Genomic DNA, 24,670 nt, shown 5'->3' on the forward strand with positions numbered 1-24,670 from the left:
TTCGTTGTCTTGCCCCTCGCGTCAGTTTGCTGCGCGTCGGCGCGTCGAGCCACGCGGGCCGCATGACAGTCTGAGCAGAGTCGCGACCTCGATCGGGCGCAGGGCTAGGGGCGGTTCGCCGCCCGCCTCGTGCGTGCGATCAAGACCCAGACGCGCAGGTCGAGGACCACTTTGGCGGTCGCCAGCAGCACCAGTGCGCAGAATGCGGCCTTGGACAGCGGCTCCATCGTCCCCTCGATCAGCAGCGCATGGACCACGCTGCCGACGACGATCACGACCGCAAGCGCCGTATGCCCGATGCGCCAGGCCTTCGGCGCGATGCGCAGGCGAGCCCGCAGCAGCGCCAATGTCGCGGCGGCAAAGCTGGCCCACATCGCGACGACGCCCCAGGCTGAAAACGGGGTGGGCGACGCAAACAACAGCGCATCGATCACATCCGGCGGGCTCGTCAGCCACAGCCCCGCGACATGGAGCCCGATCAGCGCCACCAGCGCGATTCCGAGCCAGCGATGGAGGCGACGACCGCGCAGCGCGCCCAGGCCGGGCAGATAACCGCCAGCCAGCAAAGGCTGGCCCAGCAGGAGCGCCAGCGCCAGGATCCCCGCCAATCCGGAGGCGATGTAGACGCCGTCGCGCCAGGCGATCAGCGGACTCGTCGCCGCAAGCCCGATCGGCGTCGCCACCACGATCACGAGCGCGGCCCAGATCAGAACAGCCCGACCAGACCTCAAGCCGCTCAGACCGGCTGCAGGACGAAGTGAGCGCTGAGGCTGGTGTTGCGCGCGCTGGCCATCACGGGCCGGAGGAAGACCGTCCTGAAACCGTCGCCTTCATAGGCGAGATGGCCATGAGCCTGGCCGAAGGCCGGGATGATCTGCGGCATCTCCAGCCGGAAGACTCCATCGGGCCCCGTCAGCGTGGCGCCATGGCTGTGCCGGTCATTCTCGCGCCCCTCTGTCGTATGGGCCCAGATCTGGATGCGGACACCCGACAGCGGGGCGCCATCGCCCGCACGCCGCACGGTGCCCGTCATCCAGAACCCGCCATTGCCGATGCGGCCGACCACGGGGGCGCCGGGGATATAATTGTTGGCTCCACCCGGCATGGTCGGCGTCGGCGCCAGGCCCTGAGCGCTGGCCGGGCGCAACAGGCCGGGGGCGCCGGTCAGCAGCGCGGCGCCGGCGGCAGCCCCGGCTGCCAGAAACCTGCGGCGGGTTGAGGGGTCGTGGCTCACAGCGATCTCTCCGGTCCTGCTTCGCAATCGACGCAATCGGTCGGGCTCTTGACATCATCCATAAAGGGGGCGGGTTTCGGGCAGACAAGAGCGTGGCGTTCGCGGCCCCGCCGCCCAAATCCACCGACGAAACCCGCGACGCCGTTGTTTTGGATTTGTTTACAGGAGCTTGCGCTCTCCGGACCCGACAAGGCGCCTGCGCTCAGGGGCTCTTCACAAAATCGCGTTCGGTCGTCAGGACGGGACCGCTCGAGCGGTGGCTCGAACCGCTCTCGACCGCGGCAGCCCAACAGGCGCGGCGTGTCTGCATCGCCTGCCGACCTTCGTGTCAGACAAATCTGCGCACCGCTGGGCCTCGGACAGGCCTGCCGATATCATCTCGCAGCAGCGCGAACTCAGGCGAGTGCCGGCCGCTGCGACACGCGTGCGGCACGCAGGCTGACGAGCGCCTCGACCTGTTCCATGATCGCGATGCCCTGCCCGGCCGGGTCGCGATAGGCCGCGGCTTGCGTCAAGAAAATGCATGCAATAGCAATCCCATGATGCATGCAGCGCCAATGCGAGCGGCCGGCGCGCAGACAATCGCGCGCCACGGTCGGCGAGAAGGAGAGCGAGCGATGACGGCGTCCCTGCTGCTGCGCAATGTCCGTCCCTATGGCGGCGCGGCAACCGACATCCTGATCGAAGGCGGCAGGATCGCGCGCATGGCGCCGATGATCGCATCGGGGCCGGGTATCCCGGTGGAGGAGGGACGCGGCGAGATCGTCGTGCCCGGCCTCGTCGAGGCGCACACCCATCTCGACAAGAACCTGCTCGGCCTGCCCTGGTATGTGAACGAGGTCGGCCCGAACCTGCTCGACAAGATCGACAACGAGCGCATGAACAAGAAACGGCTCGACATCGAGCCCGCCCGCCAGTCGGCGAGGCAGGCGGTGCGGGCCTCGGTCTTCGGCGCGACGCATATCCGCAGCCATGTCGACGTCGACACCGAGCATGGGCTCTGGGGCATCGAGGGGGTGATGGCGACGCGCGATGCCTGGCGCGACATCGTCGATATCGAGCTGGTCGCCTTTCCGCAGTCAGGCCTGCTGCGCCGCCCCGGCACGCTCGAGATCATGGATGCGGCCATGAAGGCCGGCTGCGACGTCGTCGGCGGGCTCGATCCCTGCGGCATCGACCGCGACCCCAAGGGCCATCTCGACGCGATCTTCGGCCTCTGCCAGCGCTACGGGAAGCCGCTCGACATCCATCTGCACGAGCCGGGCGAGATGGGCGCCTTCTCGCTCGACCTGATCATCGAGCGGACGCGGGCGCTCGGCATGCAGGGCAAGGTCGCGGTCAGCCACGCCTTCTGCCTGGGCACGCCCGATCCCGCGCTGGTCGATCCGCTGATCGAGGCTATCGCGGCGCTCGATATCGCCATCGTCACCACGGCACCGGCGAGCCGCCCGGTTCCCGCCGTCAAGCGCATGCTCGCCGCCGGAATCCGCATCGCCGCCGGCTCCGACGGCATCCGCGACACCTGGAACCCCTATGGCAATGGCGACATGCTGGAGCGCGCCGTGCTGGTCGGCCTGCGCAACAATCTGCGCCGCGACGACGAGGTCCGGCTCGCGCTCGACACCTGCACCGTCGAGGGCGCGAAGCTGATGGAGGTCGCCGATTACGGGCTGGCCGAGGGCTGCGCCGCCGACCTGCTGATCCTGCCCGGCGAGACGCTGGCCGAGGCGGTCGTCAACCGCTCGCCCAACCGCCGCGTCCTGAAGCGCGGCCGCATCGTCGCCCGCGACGGGGTGCCGCTGCGCCCGGCGCCCTGAGGCCGGAGCTCAGTTCTTCTTCAGCCCCGACAGGCTGCGCGCCTCGACCTGGTCCATGGCGCGCACCTGGCCCCAGAAGCTCGCCGGCGTTTCCAGCAGAGGCCGGAAGCCGCAGTAGTCGAGCATCCACTCCGTCTGCGCCTGCGCCGTGTCGAGCACCGCATCCTCGTTGACGAATAGCGCCTTGCGGCCGCGCAGCGCGATCCGGCCATCGACGATGACGGTGTCGACGTCGTTGCCATTGGCGAAATAGACCAGCCGGAACAGCGGCATGTTGGCCGGGTAGAGATGCGGCCGGCGCCAGTCGAGCAGCACGACATCGGCCTTCTTGCCGACCTCCAGCGAGCCGATCTCGTCGGCCATGCCGAGCGCCCGCGCCGCATCGACCGTGCACATCTCCAGCACCCGTCCCGGCGGCAGCCAGCTCGGATCGTGGTGGAAGGTGCGGTGGTAATGCATGCATTGCTGCATGTGCCGGAACATGTCGCCCGAGCGGTCCGGCGCCGTCGCATCCGAGCCGAGGCAGACATTGGCGCCGGCCTCCAGCAGCTCCGTCACCGGGCAGCGCGCCAGGATCGAGGCGACCGCGGACGGATTATGGACGATATGCGTGCCGGTATCGGCGACGATCGCGATCTCCTCATCGGTCAGCGCCGTCGAATGGGACAGGAGCGCATGGGGACCGAGGATGCCGAGCTCCTTGGCATAGGCGACGCTGCCCTTGGTGTGCCCGTCCTGCGTGAAGACGAGCCCGGCTTCCCTGGCGAAATCGGACATGCGGCGGCCCTGCGCGCGCGCATCGGCCAGATCCGACGCGCTCAGCCCGGCCTCGTGCTCGGCCCGCAGCGTCGGCGTGATCAGCGCGATGTTGAGCCGCTTCCCGAGCCGGCCATGCTGCGTCTCGACCAGCGACTGGCAGGTCGCGAACATGTCCTCGAAGGTCGTGGCGTGCTCCTTGGTCTCGCCGTTCTCGAAGCGGGCATAGGTGCGCGGGAAGGGCGGGCGCGTCGCGCCGACCGCCAGCACCGAGCGCGTGCCGACCTCGGCGACGCCGTCGAGATGCGCCTCGCCATAAACAGGCTCGTCGCAGCGCATGATCGTGTCGCCGCCGCCCAGCAGCGCGACCGCCGTGGTCACGCCGAAGCGCAGCCGCTCCAGCGCCGCGAGCTGCGCCTCCGCGCGCCACCATTCCGGCGTCGAGGCGATGGTGTAGACCCTGTGGCAGACCTCGTACCATTCGTCGCTTCGCCCACCGCCCATGGTCTTGATCAGGCCGTGGCCGGCATGGGTGTGCGCGTCGATCAGGCCCGGCATCACGATCTTGCCGGCGGCGTCGATGATGGTCGCGGCGTTGCCATAGCTGATCGCGAGTTCGGCGCTGGTGCCGACGGCGACGATCCGGTCGCCTTTGATCGCGACGGCGCCATCCTCGATGACGCGGCGGGTGCCGTCCATCGTCACGACGACGCCGTGCTGGATCAGGATGTCGGTCATGGTCGTCTCCTCGGGCTCTATGTGTTCTGTTCGGTGAAGCCGGCCGTCAGACTTCGCCGCGAATGCGCTCGAGCGTCGGCACGAGCGAGAGCAGTTGCCTCGTGTAGTCGGCCTGCGGGGCCGTGAAGAGCGTCTCGGCGGCCGCCATCTCGACGATCCGCCCTGCGCGCATCACCGCGACCCGGTCGCACATCTGGCGGATCACCGCGAGGTCGTGGCTGATCAGCAGCAGCGTCAGCCCGGTCGCGTCGCGCAGGTCCTTCAGCAGGTTGAGGATCTGCGCCTGGACGGAGACGTCGAGCGAGGAGGTCGGTTCGTCGCAGACGATCAGTCGCGGCCGCGCCCCCAGCGCCCGCGCGATCGAGAGCCGCTGGCGCTGGCCGCCGGAGAAGGCATGCGGGAAGCGCTGTGCGGCTTCCGCCGGCAGGCCGACGGCCTCGATCAGCAGGCCGACATCGGCCTCAGCCTCGGCCCGCGTCCGCGCCAGCTCGTAGAACAGAATCGGCTCCGCCAGGATGCGACCGACCCGCATTCGCGCGTTCAGCGAGGAATAGGGGTCCTGGAAGATCATCTGGATCGCGCGACGGGCCTTGCCCTTGCGCGGCGCCGCCTCAGCGCCGGCGATCACCTGGCCATCGAAGCGGATCGTGCCGCCGGTCGGCGCCCGCAGGCCCGCCACCACATTGGCGATGGTGGTCTTGCCGCAGCCGGACTCGCCGACGAGGCCGAAAACCTCGCCCTGCCTGATCTCGAAGCTCACACCGTCGACGGCCCGGAAGGCGCGGGCGCCACGGCCGGCGAGGAAGCCCGCCCCATAGTCGACGCTCAGGTTGTCGACGCTGAGCAGCGGCACGTCGCGACCCGACGACGGGTCCCCGACGGCCAGGGCCTTCGCCCGCAGCTGGTCCCGGGCGGCCCCGGCCTCGGTCTGGTTCGCCCCGTCGAGCATCGGAAAGCGGTCGAGCCGGATGTCGATGCGTGGCACGGCGCCGATCAGGGCCTTGGCATAGTCCGCCTGGGGATTGCGCAGGACCTGCGCCACCGGCCCGCTCTCGACGATGTGGCCGCGATGCATGATCGTCACCGTGTCGGCGATCTGCGCGACGACGCCCATATTGTGGGTGACGAGCAGGATGCCGATGCCGCGCTCATCGGCCAGCCCGCGCAGCAGATCGAGGATCTGCGCCTGGATCGAGACGTCGAGCGCGGTCGTCGGCTCGTCGGCCACGAGCAGCCGCGGCTCGCAGGCCAGCGCGCAGGCGATGACGACGCGCTGGCGCTGCCCGCCGGAGAGCTGGTGCGGATAGGCCGACAGCCGCCGCTCGGGCTCGGGAATGCCCACCGCCTTCAGCAACTCCAGCGCCCGCGCCCGCGCCGCGCTCCGGTCGAGCGGCAGATGCGCGCGCAGCGTCTCGACGATCTGGCTCTCGATCGTGAAGAGCGGGTTCAGGCTCGTCATCGGGTCCTGGAACACCGCGCCGATGTCGCGGCCGAGCCGGACTGCGCCGGGCCTCTGCGGGTCGAAGGGTTGGCCGTCGAGCGCGATCGTGCCCGAGGCGATCCGGCCGGGCTTTTCGAGCAGGCCGAGCACCGCATTGCCGATCGTCGTCTTGCCCGCGCCGGATTCGCCGACCAGCGCATGGATCTCGCCCGGCGCGATCGAGAGCGTGGCGCCCTCGACGGCCGTCAGCACGCCGCCATCGGCCAGCGGGTATTCGATCCGCAGCCGGTCGATGGCGAGGATGGGGGCAACCGCGCTCATCCGCGCCCCCGCAGCTTCGGGTTGAACAGGTCGCGGAGCCAGTCGCCGACGATGTTGACGCCGAGGACCAGCAGCACCAGCAGCAGTGCCGGAAACAGCGCGATCCACCAGACGCCGGAGAAGACGAACTCGTTGCCGATGCGGATCAGCGTGCCAAGCGAGGGATAGGTCGGCGGCATGCCGACGCCGAGGAAGGAGAGGGTGGCTTCCGTCAGCACGGCGGCGGCGAGGTTGATCGTCGCGATGACCAGCACCGGCCCCATCACATTGGGCAGGATGTGCCGCAGCATGATCTGGCGGGAGGGCAGGCCGATCACTTTAACCGCCCGGACATAGTCGCGCGCGCTCTCGACCATGGTCGCGGCCCGCACGGTGCGCGCATACTGCACCCATTCATGGATCGCGATCGCCCCGATCAGGATGAAGGGCGCCCATTCGGCCGAACTCGCTGCGGGAAACAGCATCCGCGCCACCCCGGCAACGAGCAGGGCGAGCAGGATCGTCGGAAAGCTGAGGATGATGTCGCCGAAGCGCATGATCGCGGCATCGACCCAGCCGCCGAAATAGCCCGCGATCAGGCCGAGCCCGACGCCGACCACCGCCGCCACCATCACCGCGCCACCGCCGATCAGGATCGAGACGCGCGCGCCATAGAGCATGGCGGAGAGCAGGTCGCGGCCCTGGTTGTCGGTGCCGAGCAGGAAGCGCGGATCGCCATCGGGCGAGAAGCGCGGCGGCAGCTCCGCGTCGATCAGGTTGAAGCTGGTCAGATCGGTCGGATCGAACGGCGCGATCAGCGGTGCCAGGGCGGCCGCCGCCACGATGACGACGGCCATCAGCCCGGCGAGCCAGACCGAAAGCGGCACGCGCCGCAGCCGCCTGGAGAGGGAAGCCGCCACGGTCAGGCCCTCACGCGCAGGCGCGGATCGACCAGCGCATAGAGCAGGTCGACGGCGGTGTTGATCAGCACGAAGAGCAGCCCGACGAAGAGCAGATAGGCTGCCATCACCGGCACGTCGGAGAAGCTCACCGCCTGGATGAAGAGCAGCCCCATGCCCGGCCACTGGAAGACGGTCTCGGTGACGATGGCGAAGGCGATCAGCGAGCCGATCTGCAGGCCGGTGACGGTGATCACCGGCATCAGCGCGTTGCGCAGCGCCAGCGTGAAATGGATGTGCCGGGCCGACAGGCCCCGCGCCCGGGCGAAGCGGATATAGTCGCTGGAGAGCACGTCGATCAGCTCCGAGCGGACGAGCCGCATGATGAGCGTCAGCTGGTAGAGCGCCAGCGTGATCGAGGGCAGGATCAGCGCCTTGAGCCCGCTTAGCGTCAGCAGGCCGGTCGACCAGGGGCCGATCTGCACCGTCTCGCCCCGGCCGAAGGAAGGCAACAGGCCGAGCGTCACCGCAAAGGTCAGGATCAGCACGATTCCCGTCACGAAGGTCGGCGTCGAGATGCCGATCAGCGACACCGCCTGGACGAGCCGTGCCGCAACCCCGTCCGGCTTCAGCGCGCAGAGCACGCCGAGCGGGATGCCGAGCGCCAGCGAGAGCAGCGTCGCGACGAGGACCAGTTCGAGCGTCGCCGGCAGCCGCTCCGCGATCAGGGTCGCCACGGGGCGCTGGTTGCGGAAGCTGATGCCGAAGTCGCCGCGCACGATCCGGCTCAGGAAGCTCCCGAACTGCACGACGACCGGCCGATCGAGCCCGAGCTGCTCGCGCAGCTCGGCCTTTTCGGCGATCGTCGCATTCTCCCGCGAGAGGGCCGCGACAGGGTCCCCGACGAAGCGGAACATCCCGAAGGACACCGCCGAGACCGCGAGCATGACGAGCGCGGCCTGGCCGAGGCGGGCGAGAAGCAGACGCAGCATCAGCCTGGGGACCGTCCGGTCGCTGGCGTCACTTCACCTGAGCGAACCAGAGGCGGACATACTCGTCCGGGAACTGCGGCACATCGAGACCCTGGCGCGAGGCCCAGGCGACGGGCTGCAGATGCAGCGGGATGTAGGCGATGGTGTCCTTGGCGACCTTGAGCGCCTGGACCATCATCGCGCGCCGCTTGGGCTCGTCGAGCTCGACCGCCGCCTCCCGCGTCAGCCGCTCGATCTCGGGGTTGGTGTAGCCCATCGGGTTCGAGCCGCCGAAGCCGTCCTTCGGCGCGGTCAGCAGGGCCGAGAGCACGCTGAACCCGTCCATCGGCGGCAGGGTCGCCCAGCCCAGCATGAAGGAGTCGAACTCGCCGCGGTCCTGCTTCGGGAAATAGGTGGCGCGCGATTCCGTCTTCACATCGGTCTGCACGCCGATGCGGCTCCACATCGCGGCGACTGCGACGCAGATGGCCTCGTCATTGATGTAGCGGTCGTTGGGGCAGTTCAGCCCGAGCTTGAAGCCGTTGGGATAGCCGGCCTCAGTGAGCAGCGCCTTGGCCTTGTCGGCGCTGTAGCCGGGCAGCGTGTCATTGGCCTTGTCGTAGCCCGGCACCGGCGGCGCCACGAGCGTGCCGGTGTTCTGGGACTTGCCGCGCATGACGCGCTTCTGGATCGCGTCGAGGTCGATGCCCTGCCAGAGCGCCTGCCTGACCTTGAGGTCCTTGAGCGGGTTCTTCTCGCCCGGCATGGACTTGAGTTCGTCGCGCTGGCTCAGGCCGAGGAAGATCAGCCGCAGGGACGGCTCCTCGATCACCTTGAAGGCGCTGTTGGCGCCGATCCGGGCGAGATCCTGCAGCGGGGCCGGGGCAATCAGGTCGAGTTCGCCCGACAGCAGCGCGGCCACCCGGGTGGCGTCCGACTTGATTGGCTTGAATTCGATGCGCGTGATGTTGTGCTGCGGCTTGTCCCACCAATCCGGATTCACGACCATGTTCGTGCCGGCGTCCGGCTTGAACGACTCCAGCTTGAACGGCCCCGTGCCGATGGCAGTGGTGGAGGCGGCGGTGCTGACGCCGGTGGCGATGTTGCCCGGCTTGAGCGACCCCGTCTGCTCCATCCACTCCTTGTCCATGATGTAGATGCCGGCGAGATCGTTCAGCAGCAGCGGGTAGGGGCCCTTGGTGACGAGATCGACGGTAAAGTCGTCGACCTTCTCGGCCCGGATCACCTGCGAGAGGTTGCCGCGGGCCCGCGCGCCGGGGTCGAGCAGGCGGGTCACGGAGGCGACGACGTCGTCGGCGGTGAAGGCGTTGCCGTTGTGGAACTTCACGCCCTTGCGCAGCTCGAAGCGCCAGGTGTCGGGCTTGACCGTCTTCCATCTCGTCGCCAGCGCCGGCTCGAGCTGCATCGTCCGCCCGCGGCGCACCAGCGGGTCGAAGACGTGGTGGAGCATCGCCGTGGTGAAGCTCTCGGTCTGGGCGAAGGGATCGAGCGTCGCGATGTCGGTCGGCGCCGACCAGCGGACCGTCTTGGCGTCGGCTGCGGTTGCGGCGAGCGCGGCCACGGAGGCGGCGGCCAGAAGCGTAACGATCCGGTTCATGTGACCCCCCTTGCGATCTTGCGATCATCCGTATTGTTGCATGCGCAGAATAGCCAAATTGCATGCACTTCGGTCAAGCCTCCTCTACGGGCAGGCCCTCAGATTTCTGCACGTTGTTTCATCATGCTGTAGGCGCGCGCGGCCCGGTCGAGCACCGCCTCCGCATCCATGTTGACCGGGACATGGCCCCGCAGCAGCAGGCGCCCGTCCACCATGACATGCGAAACATCGCCCGCATGGGCAAAGAAGACGAGCCGCTCGACAGGCAGGTCGGGCGGATAGAGATGGGCGGCGCGACGCGAGACGGCGACGAGATCGGCGCGCTTGCCGGGTTCGATCGAGCCGAGGCTGTCTGCCAGCCCCAGCGCGGCCGCACCGCCACGCGTCGCCATCTCCAGGACCGTCCAGGCATCGATCGCCGACGGGTCCCTCCAGCGGATCGCCTGATGGCGATGGGCCATGAACATCGTGCGGAACATGTCCAGCGAGCGATCCGGCGCGGGACCATCCGTCCCGAGGCCGACGCGCAGGCCCGCCGCGACCAGCCGTGGCGCCGGGCAATAGCCGAAGACAGCCATCAGGGAGCTCGGCGTATAGACCGCCGCCGCCCCGCGGCCGACGAAGGTGGCGATGTCGGCCTCGGTGAGATCGATGCAATGCGCCAGGACCGAGCGCTCGTCGAACAGCCCGAAAGCGTCGGCCATGAACGCCACGGAGCCCTCGCGGTGCCCGTCCTGGATCAGGCGGCTCTGGCTGCGCCTGACGAGATCCCACACAGCAGCGAGCATGTCCTGCGTCGCGATGCGGCTGTCTCCATCCGCCTCCCGGAACGCGGGCTCTCCAACCACCGGCGCGGAGACGGCGATGTCGATCCGGCCGTCGGCGGCGCCACGCCAGGAGGCGCAAACCTGCTCGATCGTCGCGATCTGGTCTGCGAGGCTGATCGCACGCTCAGAACCTGAGCCCCGGCGCCAGTCGCGTCGCGTCTTCGGGAAGGGCGGCCGGTCGACCCCCATCACCAGAACCTCGCGCAGGCCGCTGGCTTCGATCTCGGCCAGATGGGCGGCCGCATAGATCGGGTCTTCGCTGCGCATCACATTGTCGCCGCCGCCGAAGAACGGCACGGCGAGCGTGGTGCCGCCCTTCAGCCGCTCCAGCGCCTGGAGAGCGGCATCGGCGGCCCAGAACTCCACATCGGAGTGCAGCGCATAGACATCGCCGACGGTCGCCATCCAGTTGTCGACAGGGCCGCCGAGATTCTTGGTCAGGCCATGGCCGGCGTGAAGATGCAGGTCGATCAGGCCGGGAATGAGGATGGCGCCGTCGAGATCGATCCGCTCCGCCTGGGGCGGGCTCTCTCCTGGCCAGGGGCCGGCGCCAACGGACAGGATGGCGCCGTCGCCGACGACGACATGCCCGCTGTCGATGACGCGCCGCGTGCCGTCGACCGGCACGACGACGGCATTGCCGAGGATGCTGACGGCCACCGTCGGCGTCATGGCGCGCGCTCGAGCGGGTAGCTCGGCTGGAAGATCTCCGCGACCGGCGGATGGCCGAAGGTGCGCTCGGGATAGCGTGCGATCAGCCCATCGAACTGCTTCTGAGCCCGGGCGTGGGCCGCCGCCGCATCGAAGCCGGGGATGACGCGATGTTCCATCGCCACGCGGCCCTCGACGATGACGTCCGTCACGTCGCGCCCGGCTGAGGACTGCATCAGCGTCTGGATGGGATCGATGACCTGGCCGATGCCGTCATGCCCGAAATCGATCGCGATCAGGTCCGCCCGCGCGCCAGGCATCAGACGGCCGAGATCGGGCCGGCCGAGTGCATCGGCGCCGACCCAGGTCGCGGCGTCGAACATCTCGGCGCTGCTCGGGCGGCAGACAGAGCGCGCCATCACCCGCCCCAGCATCAGCCCGACCTGCATGTTGAGGATCATGTCAGGCGGCCAGGTATCGGTTCCCAGCCCGATGCGCAGGCCGCGTTCGCGCAGCGCGGAAAACCCGTCCAGCGCCGCCCCGTTGCGCGCCATCACCACCGGGCAATGGACGACGGTCGCGTCCGCCGCAAGCAGTGCGGCGAGATCGGCTTCGCGCGTCGAAACGCCGTCGATCGTGGGAAAGTCGGTGAAATGCGGCAGCAGCACATGCGGCCCGAGCAAGCCGAGCGAGGTGAGCCAGGCTGTCGGCGAGACGCCATGGCGCGCCATCACCGTCTCGACCTCGAACCGCGACTGATGGCAATGCAGGCGCAACGGCACGTCGAGGTCACGCGCCGCAGCCCCCGTGCGGCGCAGGAGTTCGGGCGTGCAGCTCTCGATCCGGTCGGGCGCCAGCATCGTGCGCACCCGTCCGCCCGCCCGTCCCTCCATGTCGCGGCAGAAGCGGATCGCCTCGTCGAGGCCCGCCAGCCCCCGCGCCTCGTCCATGAACAGGCTGACGGCGCCGCTTTCGTCGACCTGGGTATGGCCGCTGCGGTAGGCCGGCCCCAGATAGACCCGCATGCCGAGTTCGTCGGCAGCCTCGGCGGCGGCGGCGAACTCCTCATAGGTCTCGCCCCATTGCCGGTAGAACAGCGAGGCGATCGGCAGCGCCGTCGTGATGCCGTTGCGCAGCAGCTGCGCCAGCCCGTAGCGCTTCTGGAAGGCCAGTTCGTCGGCCGAATACATCTCGGAGGGGCCGCGTGCGATGTAGCTGGTCGGCCAGACGCGCCCCTTGCGCCAGGACGGCGTGTTGTCGAGGCTGAGCACGGCGGTGTCGAGATCGCAGACGGCATCGAGATCGATGAAGCCGGGCGCGATCAGCGCGTCGGGCCGCTCGATCCGGCGGACGACCTCTCCGGGAAACGCATGGCCGACGAAGACGATCTCGCCATTCTCGAACACGACCTCGCCGCGCTCGATCAGCACAGGCCGGCCCTCGCGATGACCGACGACCCATCGACCGCTGACCAGTGACCGCCCGCTCGGCTGCCTATCGGAATTCATGCCGATCTTCCTGCAACGTCGATGCCGGTGACCATTTCGGCTCCGCGTGAGAGAGCGTCTTCAGGCAATCCCGACAGCCCAGGCAAGATCCGACGGGCAGCTTGGCGGGATGCCTGCGCAAACGGGTTGATCACCAGCCGGGATACGCCGCAGCCCGAGATGCGGCCCGACCATTGAACAGCCCCTGGCGACGGGAAGCAATCGCGCCAGCGCCTTGCCGTTCTGCGGCCCAAGGCAGGTCGCCGTGCCGATCGCGCGCATCGGGCGCGGCGGCGGCAAGCGATCGGCGAATCTGCGGGGCGGGATGGAACGCGGGAAGGCGAGCAATCGCCGACGCGCCTGGCCCATCCACATCCGCAGCCGCTTATGTCATGGGATTTACGACCAGCATGCCACCACATGACCTGAGCCAATGAGGTGATGGCGCGCCCACGGGGAATCGAACCCCGGTTTTCGCCGTGAGAGGGCGACGTCCTAACCGCTAGACGATGGGCGCAGTGCGGTAAGCGCTGCTGTGTAATCGGGCTTTGGCCGTCCCGCAACTGTTTTTGCGCGCTGCGGCCGAAAATCGAAACGGGCGCCCTGAGCGCGCCCGTCTCGTGGCGTCGGGGCTGCGCGTCGAGCGCGCAGCCCCGAGATACGAGCCGGACCGTCAGGCCGCCTTGTCCGACAGCGCCGGATAATCGGTGTAGCCCTTCTCGTCGCCACCATAGAACAGCGACGGCTCGGGTGCGTTCAGCGGCGCGTCGCGCCGCAGGCGCTCGACGAGGTCGGGATTGGCGATGAAGAGCCGACCGAAGGCGACCGCATCGGCCCGGTCGCTCGCGACAGCGTCGATCGCCGAAGCCCGGTCATAGCCGTTATTGGCGATATAGGCGCCCTTGAAGGCCCGGCGCAGCGCGCCGTAATCGAAGGGCAGGAAGTCGCGCGGCCCGCCGGTGGCCCCCTCGATGACATGGATGAAGGCGATCCCGGCCTCGTTGAGCTTGGCGACGAGATAGTCGAACAGCGGCTGCGGGTCGCTGTCATGGGCATCGTTGGCGGGCGTCACCGGCGAGAGACGGATGCCGACCTGCCCCTTCGGGAAGACCTTCGTCACGGCCTCGACGACCTCGAGCGTCAGCCGCGCCCGGTTCTCGATAGAGCCGCCATAGGCGTCCTCGCGCGTGTTGCTGCCGTCGCGCAGGAACTGGTCGAGCAGATAGCCATTGGCGGCGTGGATCTCGATGCCGTCGAAGCCGGCAGCCTTGGCGTGCTCGGTCGCGCGGACATAGTCGGCGACGATGCCGGGCAGTTCGTCGAGCCGCAGCGCGCGCGGCGCGGAGACGTCGGCAAAGCCGCTCTCGATATAGGTCTTGCCCTTGGCGGGGATCGCCGAGGGCGCGACCGGCGCCTGACCATCGGGCTGCAGCGAGACATGGCTGATGCGCCCGACATGCCAGAGCTGCGCGACGATCTTGCCGCCTTCCGCATGGACGGCGTCCGTGACCGCCTTCCAGCCGGCGACCTGCTCCGCCGTGTAGAGGCCGGGCGTCCAGGCATAGCCCTGGCCCTGCTGCGAGATCTGCGTCGCCTCGGAGATGATCAGCCCGGCGCCGGCGCGCTGGCGGTAATACTCGACATTGAGCGCATTGGGCGCATCATTGCCATGGGTGGCGCGGTTGCGCGTCAGCGGCGCCATCACGACGCGGTTGCTGACGGCGATATCGCCGATGCGAAACGGCGTGAACAGCGCCGGAACGGATGATTCTGAGTGGCTCATGAGAGTGTCCTTGGAAACGCAAAACCAGATGGTGAGCGGAAAAGTCGCCGCGATCGGCCAGGCAGGGAGCGCCTTGCCTGATGGGAACTTTCACTACTTAGATAGGCGCTGCAGTGCAGCATGACAGGGCCAGAGCCACGCTCACGCCCGAAAACGATGGCGTGATCGCGCCGGCGCTCCCTGCGGAGACGAACGGTCTCCCGAACCCCGGCGAGACGCACAGGATCTCCTCCCGGCTTTTCGTACGCACCGGCCGCTGGGCAGCCGGCTGGCTGCGTGCCGGGCTCCGTGGTGCGATTGGCATCGTCTATCCGCCCTCCTGCATCGCCTGCCAGGCGGCGACCGGGGAAGCGCAGGCGCTGTGTCCGGCCTGCTGGGGCGCCATCGGCTTCATCGAACGGCCCTATTGCGAGCGGCTTGGCACGCCCTTCTCGGTCGATCTCGGCGACGGGTTGATCTCGCCTGCGGCGATGGCCGATCCGCCGGTCTTCGCGCGCGCCCGAGCGGTCTGCCGCTTCGACGGCACGGCGCGCGAACTGGTCCATCGCCTGAAATACGGCGACCGCACCGACCTCGCCTTGACGATGGGACGGATGATGGCGCAAGCCGGCCGCGAACTCCTGCCCGATGCCGGGCTGATCGTGCCGGTGCCGTTGCATCGCGCGCGGCTCTGGACCCGGCGCTTCAACCAGGCGGCGGCGCTGGCCCAGGTCGTGGCGCGACAATCGGGCGTCGCCCTGGCCCCGCTCGCGCTCGCCCGCATCAAGCGCACGCGCCAGCAGGTCGGCCTGACCAGGGCGCAGCGCGCCGACAACCTGCAAGGCGCGTTCAAGGTCCCACCTAGCGCCCGGCCGCAGATCGAAGGCCGCCGCATCCTGCTGGTCGACGACGTGCTGACGACCGGATCGACCGCCAATGCCGCCGCCCGCGCGCTGCTGCGGGCCGGTGCCAGCGCCGTCGACGTCCTGACCTTTGCGCGGGTGGTCACCGACGGCTCGTGAGGAGCGCGGATCGTGAAGCGGGCTGCCCGTGACGAAGGCGTGAAGACGCACTACATTGGGGGCAGCGCAACATGATGGACGCCCCGATGCCTGCCGTCACGATCTACACCACATCCTGGTGCCCCTATTGCAAGGCCGCAAAATCGCTGCTGACGAAGAAGGGGGTCGCCTTCGACGAAATCGACGTCGACGGCAAGCCCGAGCTGCGTCTGGCCATGACCGCGCGCGCCGGCGGCCGCACCTCGGTGCCGCAGATCTTCATCGGCGAGAAGCATGTCGGCGGCTCCGACGACATTCACGCGCTCGATGCCCGTGGTGAACTCGACAAGCTCTTGGCGGCATGACCGTCCACCGCGCGGCAGGCCCGCTCGCCCGCGGCCCGCACCGTCGGCGGCCGGAGCGGCCATGATCAAATACGCGCTGATCTGCGACCACGCGCATGAGTTCGAGAGCTGGTTCGCCACCTCAGCGAGCTTCGAGGAGCAGGCGAAGCGCGGCTTCGTCGCCTGCCCGGTCTGCCAGAGCGTGCGGGTCGAGCGCGCCATCATGGCGCCCAACGTCGCGCGCACCGACCGCAGCGCCAGGCGCGTCGACACCGCAGCTCCAGCCGTCGAAACCGCGACTCCCTCGCCCGACACCGCCCCGATCGCCCTGATGGGCGAGAAGGAGATCGCCTTCCGGCAGATGCTGGTGGCGCTGCACGAGCATGTCGCGCAGACCGCCGAGCATGTCGGGCCGCGTTTTGCCGACGAGGCCCTGAAGATCCATCATGGCGAGAGCGACAGCCGGCCTATCTATGGTCAGGCCACGGCCGAGGACGCCCGGATGCTACAGGAGGAAGGCGTCGACTTCATGCCGCTGCCGCGCCTTCCCGGCGCGGGGCACTGAGGAGCGTCCATGATCACGCTGGCCAATGACAGCCTGAGCATCGCCGTCAAACCGCTCGGCGCCGAGTTGCAATGGGTCGTCGATGCGCAGGGCCGCGACTGGCTCTGGAATGGCGACCCGGCGATCTGGGCCGGGCGCTCGCCGGTGCTCTTCCCCGTCATCGGCAAGCACCCGGACGGCCAGGTGCTGATCTCGGGCGCGCGTTACCCGATCAAGAGCCATGGCGTCGCCCGCACCAGCCTGTTCGAGATCCGGGCGCAGGACGGCACGGCCTGCACGCTGCGGCTGACCGACACTGACGAAACCCGCCTGGCCTATCCCTTCGCCTTCGCGCTCGACATGACCTACCGGCTCGACGGCCCGTCGCTGACCCTGACCGCGCGCATCGCCAACACGGGCGACGCGCCCATGCCCTTCTGCTTCGGCTATCACCCCGCCTTCTGCTGGCCCCTGCCCGGATGCGAGGGGCTGCCGCATCGCATCAGGCTCGCCAATGGCCAAAGCCCCCAGCATCTGCGCCTCGACGCCGCCGGGCAGCTGTCGCCCGAGCGTCACGCCTCCGCTTTCGTCGATGGCGTCCTGACGCTCGACAACGGCCTGTTTGCCGCCGATGCGCTGATCATCCCGCAAGGCGCCGGGAGCCGGGCCTGGTATGGCGCCGACGGGCAGCCCGGCGTTGCGGTCGATTATCCCGCCATGCCCCATCTCGGTATCTGGACGAAGCCGAACGGCCCCTTCATCTGCATCGAGCCCTGGCACGGCCTGCCCTCTCCGGCCGACCCCGACGAGCCGCTCGACAAGCGCGCCGGCGTCATCGTGTTGCCGCCCGGCGCCGCGACGGAGCTGCCGATGACGCTGACCTTCGGGGTACCCTGGAGCGGCTGAGGCCTGTCCTGCGCGCTCATCCGAAGGTCGCAAGCGACTTCCCGGCCCCTCTGGCGTTATTCTCGCCGCAGTGCAACATTCAGATTGCTCTGAAAAGAGGGTGGAAAAGCATGAACGCGATCGACCCCGCCGGCAGCACATCCGCGCCCCGCGACAAGCCAGCGCCGCGCGATAAACCCTGGATTTTCCGCACTTATGCGGGCCATTCCGACGCCTCGGAATCCAACAAGCTCTACCGCAACAACCTCGCCAAGGGGCAGACCGGCCTCTCGGTCGCCTTCGACCTGCCGACGCAGACCGGCTACGACCCCGACCATGTCCTGGCGCGCGGCGAGGTCGGCAAGGTCGGCGTGCCCATCGCCCATCTCGGCGACATGCGGGCGCTCTTCGCCGACATTCCGCTCGCTCAGATGAACACCTCGATGACGATCAACGCGACGGCGGCCTGGCTGCTGTCGCTCTACATCGCGGTGGCCGATGAGCAGGGCGCCGACCGCAAGGCGCTGCAGGGCACGACCCAGAACGACCTCGTCAAGGAATACCTCTCGCGCGGCACTTACGTCTTTCCGCCGCGCCCCTCGATGCGCCTGACCACCGACATCGTCGTGTTCACCACCCGCGAACTGCCGAAATGGAACCCGACCAACGTCTGCTCCTACCATCTGCAGGAGGCCGGTGCCTCGCCGGTGCAGGAGCTGTCCTTCGCCCTGGCCACTGCGATCGCGCTGCTGGATTCGATCCGGGCGAGGCCCGAGGTTTCGGCTGACGAATTCCCCGAACTCGTCGGCCGCATCTCCTTCTTCGTCAATGCCGGGATGCGCTTCGTCACCGAACTCTGCAAGATGCGGGCGTTCGTCGAGCTCTGGGACGAGATCACGCTCGGCCGCTATGGCGTCGCGGATGAAGCGATGCGCCGCTTCCGCTATGGCGTTCAGGTCAATTCGCTGGGGCTGACCGAGCCGCAGCCCGAGAATAACGTCTACCGCATCCTGATCGAGATGCTGGCGGTGACGCTGTCCAAGAAGGCGCGCGCCCGCGCCGTGCAGCTCCCGGCCTGGAACGAAGCTCTCGGCCTGCCGCGCCCCTTCGACCAGCAATGGTCGCTGCGGATGCAGCAGGTCCTGGCCTATGAGACCGACCTGCTCGAATTCGGCGACATCTTCGACGGCTCGACCGTGATCGACGCCAAGGTCGCCGACCTCAAGGCGGCAGCGCTCGAGGAACTGGCCAAGATCGACGACATGGGCGGTGCGCTCGCCGCCATCGAGACCGGCTACATGAAGCAGGCGCTGGTCGAGAACGGCGCTCGCCGGATCGAGGCAATCGAGCGCGGCGAGCAGATCGTCATCGGCGTCAACAGATTCACCAACACGGAACCGTCACCGCTCTCGGCCGGCGAGGGCAACGTCGTCACCGTCTCGGATTCGGTCGAGATGGAGGCCGTCAGTCGGCTGAAGGCCTGGCGCTCGGCCCGCGACGCGAAGGCCTGCGAGGGCGCGCTGGCGGAACTCGCCTCCGCCGCGAAGGAAGCCCGCAACGTCATGCCGGCCTCGATCGCCTGCGCCAAGGCCGGCGTCACCACCGGCGAATGGGCGCAAACCTTGCGCGAGATTTTCGGCGAATACCGCGCCCCGACCGGCGTCGACACGACCAAGCTCGGCGACAATGCCGATCTCGCCACGGTCAAGGCCGCCGTGGCACGCGCTACCGAGAAGCTCGGCCGGCCGCCGCGCTTCCTCGTCGGCAAGCCCGGCCTCGACGGCCACTCCAATGGCGCCGAGCAGATCGCGGTGCGGGCCCGCGATGCCGGCATGGCCGTGAGCTATGGCGGCATCCGCCAGACGCCGGAGGAGATCGTGGCGCAGGCGCAGGAGACACAAGCCGATATCATCGGGCTGTCGATCCTCTCGGGCTCGCATCTGCCGCTGGTGCGCGACGTCACCGCCCGGCTGCGCGTGGCCGGCATGAACGTGCCGGTCGTGGTCGGCGGCATCATTCCGCCCGACGACGAGAACGCGCTGCGCAACATGGGCGTTGCGGCCGTCTACACGCCGAAGAACTTCGAACTCGACGGCATCATCGCCGATGTCGCGGGGCTGGCGGCGAAGGAGCGGCCCTGACCGTGCCGCTTCCGTCAATCGCCACCGCCATCCCCGCCGCCATCATCGCTCGTCGGAGCCTCCCCCGCACGCGCGCCGCGGCGGACCATGGCGATGACGACAATCAGCGGAATGGCCATGATGGCCAGGTAGGCGGCAGCATCCTGCATTGATCGGCCTCGTTCCGCCGGGCAGCCCGGCCTCTCCTCACATCGCAGCCTGCCACGACCCTGCACGGATGGCGAGGCAGCCGCGCGCTCGCTCACGGTGACAACACCGCGCTTCCTGCCTATTTTGACGCCTTCCCCCGGACCACAGCCTTGATCCTTTCCGACCTTCGCGACCATCCTGCGCTGCGCCGTGCCTTCCGCTGGCAGATCCCCCTCCGCTACAACATCGGCGTCGATGTCTGCGATCGCTGGGCTGCCATCGACCCCGGCCGCACGGCGATCATCGAGGTCTCGCAGGACTGGCGGGTGACGCCGGTCAGCTTCGGCGCCATGCGCGACGCCTCCAACCGGCTGGCGAACGGCCTGCAGGCGCGTGGCGTCCAGCGGGGAGACCGCATCGCGATCTTGCTGCCGCAGGGCCGATGCGTGCTCACCGCCCATCTCGCCGCCTACAAGCTCGGGGCCATCGCGGTGCCGCTGGCGGCGCTGTTCGGCGTCGATGCGCTGGCCTACCGGCTCGCCGATTCCGCCGCGAAGGTGCTGGTCACGGACGCGGCCGGCCTCGCCAAGACCCGCCAGATCGCCGCGCCCCTGCCCGAACTCGCGCTGACGGTCTCCACCGATGGCGCCGATGGCGACGCGTACGGCTGGGCGACGCTGCTGGCGGGCGCGAGCCCTGATTTCGCCGCCGTCGAGACTGGGCCCGACGATCCCGCCCTGATGATCTACACCTCAGGCACCACCGGAAACCCCAAGGGCGCGCTGCATGGCCACCGCGTCCTGCCGGGCCATCTGCCCGGCGTGCAGATGCCGCATGAGTTCATGCCGCAGCCCGGCGACCTCGCCTGGACGCCCGCCGACTGGGCCTGGGCCGGCGGCCTGCTCAATATGCTGCTGCCGGCGCTGCATTTCGGCGTCGCGGTCGTGGCGCGGCCAGTGATGCGCTTCGAGCCGGAGGAGGCCTTCCGCCTGATGGCCGATCTGGGTATCCGCAACGCCTTCGTGCCGCCGACCGCGCTGCGCATGCTGCGCAGCGTCGAGCGCCCGCGCGAGCGCTTCGCGCTGCGGCTGCGCACAGTCGCCGCCGCCGGCGAGGCGCTGGGTGCGGAGACGCTCGCCTGGGGCCATGACGCGCTGGGGCTGACGATCAACGAGGCCTATGGCCAGACCGAATGCAATCTCGTGCTGGCCTCCTGCGCGGCGATCGGCGTCAGCCGCCCGGGCTTCATCGGCAAGGCGGTTCCCGGCCATGAGGTGGCGATCATCCGGCCCGATGGGTCGCTCTGCGAGGCGGATCAGCAGGGCGAGATCGCGGTCAGACGGCCCGACCCGGTGATGTTCCTGGGCTATTGGGGCAACGAGGCGGCGACGCAGGCCAAGTTCGTCGGCGGCTGGATGAAGACCGGTGATCAGGCGGTGCAGGACGCGGACGGCTATGTCCGCTTCGTCGGCCGCGACGACGACGTCATCACGTCCTCGGGCTATCGCATCGGGCCCGGGGAGATCGAGGACTGCCTGCTGCGGCACGAGGCGGTGGCGCTCGCCGCCGTCATCGGCAAGCCCGACGCGCTGCGCACCGAGATCGTCAAGGCCTTCGTGGTGCTGAAGGAAGGCCGGCGCGGCACGCCGGACCTCGCCGCCGAGCTTCAGGCTTTCGTGCGACGACGCCTGTCGGCGCACGAATACCCGCGCGAGATCGCCTTCCGCGACGAACTGCCGATGACGACCACCGGCAAGATCATCAGGCGGCTCCTGCGCGCGGAGGCTTGAGGCGCGAGCCGGCCAGGCGACCCAGCGAACGCCGCAAAGCCGCGCGGGCCCGGCCCGCGAGATCGCGCGGCGTCGCGCTGTCTTTTGGCAGGACGTGCAGGTCGCCCATCGCGAGCGCCCCGTCGCCGCACGTGGCCTGTCCGCCCGGCAACAGGATCGTTCGCGCCGGTGCTGCCTGCCGCATCATCGCGAGCAGGACCGGCAATGGCTGCAGCGCGGCGTGGGTCTCGTCCTGCGCCGCGAGATAAAGCCAGCTCCGCGTTCCCCGGCCGAGCACGATCGCGCCGGCGATCGGCTGGTCGTCGAGCATCAGGAGTGCAATCCGGCACTGCCGGGCGCGGCTCAGACCGCGTGTCATCGCGCGCAGGAAGCCGACCTCGCGCGTATCCTGCAAGGTGGCCTGGCCGGCTTGCGCGCGGGGGCCCGACGCCTCCATGGCGAGGATGATCTCTGTGGCGTCGCGCAGGCCCGCCTGCCCGCGCGGCTCGATCAGCGCCAGCTTGCCGCGTTGCGCCAGCGCCTCGCGCAGGCCACCGAACGCGGTGCGGGCAAGGTCCGACACCGTGGCAGCGGGTGCAGGCTGAAACCGCACGACCAGGCCCGTACCACCGGGTCCGGCGAGGGTCGACGCCAGCGGGCCGTCGCGATCGATTGCGCGCAGGATCAGGCCGCGGCCCTCCAGCAGCCGCTGGCGGCCCGGATCGAGCACGGCCGCGATCACCGCGCCGGCCTGCTCCCTGTCGAGCAGCGGCGCCCCGCTGACGATACGCCGGTCACCAAAGCCGATCAGCGCATCGGGCAGGAACAGGCCTTGTCTCGGGAAAACCGGGATGAACCCGAGCAGGCGCCGCTGCGGCTCGTTCGGGGAGCCTTGCCAGGCCAGGATCGTCACCACATCGCGGAAGGCGACGAGGTGTTGCGACGCCGCGAGCAGGAAGCCGGGCTCGACGAAGGGATGGGCCTCCAGCGCCCGCCCCGCGAGATGGCTCCACGCCTCCGCGATCTCGGCGCAGGCCGAGAGCGGCCGGATCTCGAGCGTAATCGGCGCAGCGGGGCGATGCAGCGGGGCATAGCCGGCGCCCCGCGCCGCGCCGACGGACGCAACCCCCTTCAAAGCCATGACCTGGTTCATGCGACCCTGCCTTCCGCGGCGCTGGATCGATCTGGGGCGGGGCTGTGCCGAAACGGCAAGCCCCGGCGCCATCGGCGACCGCTGCCGAGACAGGCTTCAAGATCGGGGCCAGAACCGCTGGTTCAGACCGGGCCCGCCGGCGCAGTGGCTGCCTTCGCGGTTTGCCCGAGAAAGGCCCCCCAGAGCCGCTGGACCACCGCCTCCTCGATGTCCTTGACGATCAGCACCAGCCGCGAGCGGCGGTCGCCATCGGGCCAGGCGTCGAGAATCACCGGGGGGTGCAGGATCTGCTGGACGGCATGCAGCAGCAGCGGCTGGTCTGGATGCTCGGCGACCTGCACCAGCCCCTTCATGCGCAGGAGCTTCGGCCCGTGGACCGAGCGCAGCAGCGTCCAGAACAGATCGACCGTCGCCTGCTGGATCGGCCTGTCCGCCGTCAGGACGAAGGCGCGGATGCTGGCGTCGTGCCGGTTGACGTCGTGATGATGATGGCCGTGATCGTGATGGGCATGGCCGCGATCGTGATGATGCCCATGGTCGTGCTCGCCATGGTCGTGGGCGTGCTGCGGCCGCTCGCCCGGCAGGGTTTCCCGTGCCAGCCACTGGCCGATCTCGGCTGGGCGCTGCGCCAGATCGTAGAGGCCGGCGCCAAACAGCGAACTGGCCGCCGCCTGCGGGCCGAGCACGGCGACACCGGGATTGAGCAGCGCGAGACGCTGCCGCAGCGGCGCCAGTTGGGCCGGTCCGTCCACCAGATCCGCCTTGGTCAGCACGAGGCGGTCGGCTGCGACGACCTGCTTGCGCGCCTCCTCGTGGACATCGAGCGTCGCCATGCCGTTGACCGCATCGACCAGCGTCACCACGCCGTCGAGCCGGAAGCGCATCGCCAGATAAGGGTGGTTGATCAGCACATTGAGGATCGGCGCCGGGTCGGCGAGACCCGTGGTCTCGATCACGACGCGGCTGAACGGGCTGATCCGGCCATTGTCGCGCCGGCGCAGCAAATCCTCCATCGTGACGATCAGGTCGTCGCGGATCGTGCAGCACAGGCAGCCTGAATCCAGCAGGATCATGCCGTCCTCGACGCCCTCGATCAGCAGGTGGTCGAGCCCGATCTCGCCGAACTCGTTGACGATCACGAGCGTCTGCGCGAGCGCGGGATCCTTCAGCAGCCGGTTGAGCAGCGTCGTCTTGCCGGCGCCCAGGAAGCCGGTGAGCAGGGTCAGCGGCAGCGGTTCCGGCCGGGTCGGCGGGCTCGTCATGGTCGTTACGCTCTGGTTCGGTTCGAAGGCGTCAGGCCGGGGAGGGAGCGCGGCCCTTATGTTCTAATGTTACATTAATCACCAGCACCGCGACGACAAGGGCGCAGCCCGCATATTGCAGCGGTCCCAGCCGCTCGCCGAGCACCACCGCCGCGATCAGCACCGCGCAGACCGGCTCGGCGCAATAGGCCAGCCCGGCCGCGCCCGGCGAGATCCGGTTGAGCGCGATCACCTGGAGCAGGAACCCGACGAGATAGCCGCCGATCGTCACCGCGGCGGCGATCGGCGCCAGCGCGAAGGCGGCAGGCGGCAGGAAGCCGCCGGTAATCGCCAGGATCACGGCAGTCACCGGCAGGATCAGCAAATGCGACCAGAGCAGCCGCGCCGCCAGGGGCGTCTGCGAGAGTGCGCTCGCGGCGAAGAACTGGGCTGCCGCCCCGATGCTCGCGCCCATCGCCAGCACAAGGCCGCGCGGGTCGAGCCCGTGCAGATCGGGCCCGACCACCATTGCGACGCCGATGAAGGCGGCGCAGGCAGCCACCAGTCGCGCCGGACGAAAGGGCGCGGCGGTCACGAAAGGCTCCGCCAGGACGATGAGGACCGGATAGGTGAAGAACACCACCGCCGCGACCGTGACCGGCAGGAACGCGACCGAAGACAGATAGGCCGACCCGACGAGCGCGCTGGTGATCCCGAACAGCAGCAGCGCCGGACGCTCGCCGCGAGGCACGGCGATCGATGCCCGCCAGATCGCGACCGCCGCCGCCACCAGCGCCAGCATGATGAAGACGCGGTAGAACACCAGCAGCGGCCCGTTCAGACCGGCCTGTCCGGCGATCTGCGCGCTGACGATGTTGGTGCCATAGGCGCCGGCCGACGCCAGCGCCATCAGCATGCCCTGCCGCCTGGCAGTGAGGCCGGGATCGCCGTTCAAGCAGCCA

Annotated in this window: 21 protein-coding genes and 1 tRNA gene; 7 read left to right on the forward strand and 15 right to left on the reverse strand. The window is 69.1% G+C overall.

Annotated features, from left to right (window positions below; translation table 11 throughout):
- Positions 1 to 104: 104 nt before the first annotated feature.
- Together Q8S38_RS08790 and Q8S38_RS08795 are read right to left on the reverse strand one after the other, a co-directional pair.
- Positions 105 to 731 carry a ferric reductase-like transmembrane domain-containing protein gene (locus tag Q8S38_RS08790; RefSeq protein ID WP_305680044.1) on the reverse strand — a complete coding sequence of 209 codons (627 nt, stop codon included), beginning with the start codon at positions 729 to 731 and terminating at the stop codon, positions 105 to 107.
- A gap of 5 nt (positions 732 to 736) precedes the next feature.
- Positions 737 to 1,234, reverse strand: a complete 498-nt coding sequence (locus Q8S38_RS08795) for a twin-arginine translocation signal domain-containing protein (protein ID WP_305680045.1) — start codon at positions 1,232 to 1,234, stop codon at positions 737 to 739.
- A 617-nt stretch (positions 1,235 to 1,851) separates the two neighbouring features.
- On the opposite strand from Q8S38_RS08795, the gene Q8S38_RS08800 reads away from it, so the two are divergent.
- The gene (locus tag Q8S38_RS08800) at positions 1,852 to 3,051 is read left to right on the forward strand and encodes an amidohydrolase family protein (protein WP_305680046.1); all 1,200 of its coding nucleotides are present in this window, start codon (positions 1,852 to 1,854) and stop codon (positions 3,049 to 3,051) included.
- 9 nt (positions 3,052 to 3,060) lie between these two features.
- On the opposite strand, the gene Q8S38_RS08805 is transcribed toward Q8S38_RS08800, so the two are convergent.
- The 9 genes from Q8S38_RS08805 to Q8S38_RS08845 form a co-directional block, all read right to left on the reverse strand.
- Positions 3,061 to 4,545, reverse strand: a complete 1,485-nt coding sequence (locus Q8S38_RS08805) for an amidohydrolase family protein (RefSeq protein WP_305680047.1) — start codon at positions 4,543 to 4,545, stop codon at positions 3,061 to 3,063.
- A 46-nt stretch (positions 4,546 to 4,591) separates the two neighbouring features.
- Entirely contained in the window at positions 4,592 to 6,307 is a 1,716-nt protein-coding gene (locus Q8S38_RS08810; protein ID WP_305680048.1) for a dipeptide ABC transporter ATP-binding protein, read from the reverse strand.
- Positions 6,304 to 7,143 (reverse strand): ABC transporter permease, encoded by an 840-nt coding sequence (locus Q8S38_RS08815; RefSeq protein WP_267522831.1) that lies wholly within the window; start codon positions 7,141 to 7,143, stop codon positions 6,304 to 6,306. Before Q8S38_RS08815 ends, Q8S38_RS08810 begins: the two co-directional genes overlap by 4 nt.
- A gap of 65 nt (positions 7,144 to 7,208) precedes the next feature.
- Positions 7,209 to 8,177, reverse strand: coding sequence for an ABC transporter permease (locus Q8S38_RS08820; protein ID WP_305680049.1), 969 nt, complete (start codon positions 8,175 to 8,177; stop codon positions 7,209 to 7,211).
- Positions 8,178 to 8,205: 28 nt separating this feature from the next.
- On the reverse strand, positions 8,206 to 9,774 hold the full coding sequence (locus Q8S38_RS08825; RefSeq protein WP_305680050.1) for an ABC transporter substrate-binding protein: 1,569 nt from the start codon (positions 9,772 to 9,774) through the stop codon (positions 8,206 to 8,208).
- Positions 9,775 to 9,872: 98 nt separating this feature from the next.
- Complete coding sequence (locus Q8S38_RS08830; protein ID WP_305680051.1) at positions 9,873 to 11,273, reverse strand: amidohydrolase family protein; 1,401 nt, start codon at positions 11,271 to 11,273, stop codon at positions 9,873 to 9,875.
- Complete coding sequence (locus Q8S38_RS08835; protein WP_305680052.1) at positions 11,270 to 12,760, reverse strand: chlorohydrolase family protein; 1,491 nt, start codon at positions 12,758 to 12,760, stop codon at positions 11,270 to 11,272. Before Q8S38_RS08835 ends, Q8S38_RS08830 begins: the two co-directional genes overlap by 4 nt.
- Positions 12,761 to 13,181: 421 nt before the next feature.
- A tRNA-Glu gene (locus tag Q8S38_RS08840) sits at positions 13,182 to 13,256 on the reverse strand.
- Positions 13,257 to 13,412: 156 nt separating this feature from the next.
- Entirely contained in the window at positions 13,413 to 14,522 is a 1,110-nt protein-coding gene (locus tag Q8S38_RS08845; protein ID WP_305680053.1) for an alkene reductase, read from the reverse strand.
- A 272-nt stretch (positions 14,523 to 14,794) separates the two neighbouring features.
- Between Q8S38_RS08845 and Q8S38_RS08850 the strand changes: the two genes are divergently transcribed.
- From Q8S38_RS08850 to Q8S38_RS08870, 5 genes are all read left to right on the forward strand, one after another.
- Positions 14,795 to 15,523, forward strand: coding sequence for a ComF family protein (locus Q8S38_RS08850; protein ID WP_305680500.1), 729 nt, complete (start codon positions 14,795 to 14,797; stop codon positions 15,521 to 15,523).
- Between the two features lie 86 nt (positions 15,524 to 15,609).
- Entirely contained in the window at positions 15,610 to 15,867 is a 258-nt protein-coding gene (grxC, locus tag Q8S38_RS08855) for a glutaredoxin 3 (RefSeq protein WP_305680054.1), read from the forward strand.
- A gap of 61 nt (positions 15,868 to 15,928) precedes the next feature.
- The gene (locus Q8S38_RS08860; protein ID WP_305680055.1) at positions 15,929 to 16,411 is read left to right on the forward strand and encodes a DUF1178 family protein; all 483 of its coding nucleotides are present in this window, start codon (positions 15,929 to 15,931) and stop codon (positions 16,409 to 16,411) included.
- 9 nt (positions 16,412 to 16,420) lie between these two features.
- Positions 16,421 to 17,296, forward strand: coding sequence for an aldose 1-epimerase family protein (locus Q8S38_RS08865; RefSeq protein WP_305680056.1), 876 nt, complete (start codon positions 16,421 to 16,423; stop codon positions 17,294 to 17,296).
- 110 nt (positions 17,297 to 17,406) lie between these two features.
- Positions 17,407 to 19,416 (forward strand): protein meaA, encoded by a 2,010-nt coding sequence (locus Q8S38_RS08870; RefSeq protein WP_305680057.1) that lies wholly within the window; start codon positions 17,407 to 17,409, stop codon positions 19,414 to 19,416.
- A gap of 14 nt (positions 19,417 to 19,430) precedes the next feature.
- On the opposite strand, the gene Q8S38_RS08875 is transcribed toward Q8S38_RS08870, so the two are convergent.
- Positions 19,431 to 19,565: a hypothetical protein gene (locus Q8S38_RS08875; protein ID WP_305680058.1), complete on the reverse strand. Its 135-nt coding sequence runs from the start codon at positions 19,563 to 19,565 to the stop codon at positions 19,431 to 19,433.
- Between the two features lie 153 nt (positions 19,566 to 19,718).
- On the opposite strand from Q8S38_RS08875, the gene Q8S38_RS08880 reads away from it, so the two are divergent.
- Entirely contained in the window at positions 19,719 to 21,335 is a 1,617-nt protein-coding gene (locus Q8S38_RS08880) for an AMP-binding protein (protein WP_305680501.1), read from the forward strand.
- Here Q8S38_RS08880 and Q8S38_RS08885 read toward each other — a convergent pair.
- The 3 genes from Q8S38_RS08885 to Q8S38_RS08895 form a co-directional block, all read right to left on the reverse strand.
- The gene (locus tag Q8S38_RS08885) at positions 21,307 to 22,467 is read right to left on the reverse strand and encodes a GNAT family N-acetyltransferase (RefSeq protein WP_305680059.1); all 1,161 of its coding nucleotides are present in this window, start codon (positions 22,465 to 22,467) and stop codon (positions 21,307 to 21,309) included. The genes Q8S38_RS08880 and Q8S38_RS08885 overlap by 29 nt on opposite strands.
- Before the next feature lie 122 nt (positions 22,468 to 22,589).
- A complete protein-coding gene (locus Q8S38_RS08890; protein WP_305680060.1) occupies positions 22,590 to 23,729 on the reverse strand; it encodes a CobW family GTP-binding protein in 1,140 nt (379 codons plus the stop codon).
- A 31-nt stretch (positions 23,730 to 23,760) separates the two neighbouring features.
- The gene (locus tag Q8S38_RS08895; RefSeq protein ID WP_305680061.1) at positions 23,761 to 24,663 is read right to left on the reverse strand and encodes an EamA family transporter; all 903 of its coding nucleotides are present in this window, start codon (positions 24,661 to 24,663) and stop codon (positions 23,761 to 23,763) included.
- Positions 24,664 to 24,670: the final 7 nt, after the last annotated feature.

It is taken from the genome of Allobosea sp. (assembly GCF_030695125.1).
Lineage (GTDB): Bacteria > Pseudomonadota > Alphaproteobacteria > Rhizobiales > Beijerinckiaceae > Allobosea.

Bases quoted from the DNA above. Each gene is read 5' to 3' on its own strand.
- Q8S38_RS08885 (WP_305680059.1), bottom strand. From the start codon at position 22,467: ATGAACCAGGTCATGGCTTTGAAGGGGGTTGCGTCCGTCGGCGCGGCG.
- Q8S38_RS08810 (WP_305680048.1), bottom strand. From the start codon at position 6,307: ATGAGCGCGGTTGCCCCCATCCTCGCCATCGACCGGCTGCGGATCGAA.
- Q8S38_RS08820 (WP_305680049.1), bottom strand. From the start codon at position 8,177: ATGCTGCGTCTGCTTCTCGCCCGCCTCGGCCAGGCCGCGCTCGTCATG.
- Q8S38_RS08870 (WP_305680057.1), top strand. From the start codon at position 17,407: ATGAACGCGATCGACCCCGCCGGCAGCACATCCGCGCCCCGCGACAAG.
- Q8S38_RS08825 (WP_305680050.1), bottom strand. From the start codon at position 9,774: ATGAACCGGATCGTTACGCTTCTGGCCGCCGCCTCCGTGGCCGCGCTC.
- Q8S38_RS08890 (WP_305680060.1), bottom strand. From the start codon at position 23,729: ATGACGAGCCCGCCGACCCGGCCGGAACCGCTGCCGCTGACCCTGCTC.
- Q8S38_RS08865 (WP_305680056.1), top strand. From the start codon at position 16,421: ATGATCACGCTGGCCAATGACAGCCTGAGCATCGCCGTCAAACCGCTC.
- Q8S38_RS08805 (WP_305680047.1), bottom strand. From the start codon at position 4,545: ATGACCGACATCCTGATCCAGCACGGCGTCGTCGTGACGATGGACGGC.
- Q8S38_RS08875 (WP_305680058.1), bottom strand. From the start codon at position 19,565: ATGCAGGATGCTGCCGCCTACCTGGCCATCATGGCCATTCCGCTGATT.
- grxC (WP_305680054.1), top strand. From the start codon at position 15,610: ATGCCTGCCGTCACGATCTACACCACATCCTGGTGCCCCTATTGCAAG.
- Q8S38_RS08815 (WP_267522831.1), bottom strand. From the start codon at position 7,143: ATGGCCGTCGTCATCGTGGCGGCGGCCGCCCTGGCACCGCTGATCGCG.
- Q8S38_RS08860 (WP_305680055.1), top strand. From the start codon at position 15,929: ATGATCAAATACGCGCTGATCTGCGACCACGCGCATGAGTTCGAGAGC.
- Q8S38_RS08800 (WP_305680046.1), top strand. From the start codon at position 1,852: ATGACGGCGTCCCTGCTGCTGCGCAATGTCCGTCCCTATGGCGGCGCG.
- Q8S38_RS08845 (WP_305680053.1), bottom strand. From the start codon at position 14,522: ATGAGCCACTCAGAATCATCCGTTCCGGCGCTGTTCACGCCGTTTCGC.
- Q8S38_RS08830 (WP_305680051.1), bottom strand. From the start codon at position 11,273: ATGACGCCGACGGTGGCCGTCAGCATCCTCGGCAATGCCGTCGTCGTG.
- Q8S38_RS08835 (WP_305680052.1), bottom strand. From the start codon at position 12,760: ATGAATTCCGATAGGCAGCCGAGCGGGCGGTCACTGGTCAGCGGTCGA.